Origin of the sequence: Candidatus Accumulibacter vicinus (assembly GCF_000584955.1) — a bacterium.
In the GTDB taxonomy this organism is placed as follows: Bacteria; Pseudomonadota; Gammaproteobacteria; order Burkholderiales; family Rhodocyclaceae; genus Accumulibacter; species Accumulibacter vicinus.
The window spans coordinates 49,591-51,523 of sequence record NZ_JDSS02000036.1; the positions used below are offsets into that span (position 1 = coordinate 49,591).

General features: G+C 61.7%; 2 protein-coding genes. One reads left to right on the forward strand and one right to left on the reverse strand.

Annotation, left to right across the window (positions count from 1 at the left end; translation table 11 throughout):
• Window positions 1-40: 40 nt before the first annotated feature.
• Window positions 41-802 carry a hypothetical protein gene (locus CAPSK01_RS23375; protein ID WP_273703830.1) on the reverse strand — a complete coding sequence of 254 codons (762 nt, stop codon included), beginning with the start codon at window positions 800-802 and terminating at the stop codon, window positions 41-43.
• A gap of 485 nt (window positions 803-1,287) precedes the next feature.
• Here CAPSK01_RS23375 and CAPSK01_RS15855 point away from each other — a divergent pair.
• A partial coding sequence (locus tag CAPSK01_RS15855; protein ID WP_273703833.1) for a transposase occupies window positions 1,288-1,933 on the forward strand: 646 nt, incomplete at its 3' end.

The window sequence follows — 1,933 nt, forward strand, 5'->3', positions numbered from 1 at the left end:
GCGGGGGAGGGGTTGGGGGAGAGGGCAACGGTCATGACTTTCATGATCGGGGGTGCCCGGAAAAGTCATGACCGTTCGCACCGTTGTCGGCAGCCGCGTCGCGCTCCAGCTCGACGCGCTGGGCGGGAATCCCGGCCCAGGTTTCACCGGCCGGAATGCGGGTGTTGGGCAGGACGAAAGATCCGGCCAGAACCTTGGCCTTTTCGCCGACCTCGACGCCGCCCATGACAATCGCGCGCAGGCCGATGGTCGCACCGGCGCCGAGCCGGACCGGTGCAATCACCAGATAGCCGCCCTGTGCATAATGCGCCATGACGCTCGCCGAGCCGCCGATGGTCACCCCGTCGGCCATTTCGATCAGCGACGGGTCGGCGATGGCGGTCGAATTGATGGTCACGTTGCGTCCGATCTTCATTCCCATCAGCCGGTAGTAGAGTTGTGCGAAAGGCGAGGGTGTCACGAACTCCAGGAACGAATAACGAACCACCAGCGTCAGCGTGCAATGCACATACCAGCGCAGCGCAGTCAGCGATACCGCCGGGCCGCGATAGGGCTGCAGCCGTCCGCCGAGCAGGAAATTCAGCAGCGGCGCGACCATCAGCAGCGTCAGGCCGTAGGCGAAATAGCTGGCCGCCAGTGCCAGACCAGTCAGCGGATAACGCCAGGCCGACGGGAAAGTGGCCAGCAACGGTGAAAAACCTTCTTCAAACAGCCCTATGGCAACACCGAGCGAGAGACCTGCCGCGGCAATCGCGAGGCCGATGAATGGCAGGGGGCCGATGAGGGCAAGAAGTCTTTGCATGGCAGTAGGCCGAAAATCAGTCGAGGGGTTCGCCAGGCCTGGCGACAGGTGCGTGCTCCGTCTGCAGACGACATTCGCAGTCTGCGCCTGCCTATCCGCGAAGTGTCCAATCATGCCATACGGAGCTTTTCCGTAACTACTCAGGTACATGGCATGCTTCGTGCTCATGACGAGGCATGAATGAACTTTGCGACTTTGAAAAGCTGAGCGTTGCCGAGAAGGACCAGTTGATCCGTGAGCTGTGGCCGCTGCGTACGCTGATGCGGGATCTGACGGGGCAAGTGGCAGCCCTTCAATTGAAGGTCACGGAACTGGAAGCGCGGCTGGCGACCAACAGTCGAAATTCGAGCAAGCCTCCGTCTTCGGACGGTCTGAACAAACCGCAGCCCAAATCTTTGCGCAAAGGAGGGGAACGCCCATCGGGTGGGCAGAAAGGGCACCAGGGGCATGGTCTCGAGAAGGTCGCCGAGCCGGATCGGATCGTGATGCATCGACCACCCTCGGATTGCGACGCATGCCAACGTCGCTTGCCCGAGGCTTCGGTTGCCGAAAGGCGTCAGGTGTTCGATCTGCCACCGTTGCGCTTCGAGGTCACGGAGCATCAGGTTCTGGCGGTGCAGTGCACGTGCGGCAAGATTTGCCGCGGCGAGTTTCCTCCCGGCATTTCTGCGCCGGTGCAATACGGTCCGGCGGCCATGGCTGCCGCTGTTCATCTCACGCACCACCACATGATGCCGGTGCAACGCACGGCGGCGTTGATGGGCGATTTCTTTGGCCTGCCAATGGCTGAGGCGACGGTGCTGGCAGCCAGCGAAGAAGCCCGAAGCCATCTGCAACCGATCGTTGATTCGATCGGTGAAGCGCTTCAAGTGGCCGAAGTCGCCCATGCCGATGAAACGGGCCTGCGTGTCGCTGGCTCGCTGCACTGGATGCACGTGCTGGCGACCGCGATGCTGACAGGGGTCGGATGCCACGCGAAGCGGGGCAAAGAGGCGTTCGATGCCTTCGCCATTCTCCCCCATTTCCTGGGCACGCTCATTCATGACGGTTGGAAGCCCTATCGTGAATTGCTCTGCAAACACGGCTTGTGCAATGCTCATCACCTGCGCGAACTGACCTACGTCTTCGAAG

What these genes read in the sequence shown, in the direction of transcription:
- CAPSK01_RS23375 (WP_273703830.1), bottom strand. Translation starts at nt 802, where the DNA reads ATGCAAAGACTTCTTGCCCTCATCGGCCCCCTGCCATTCATCGGCCTC.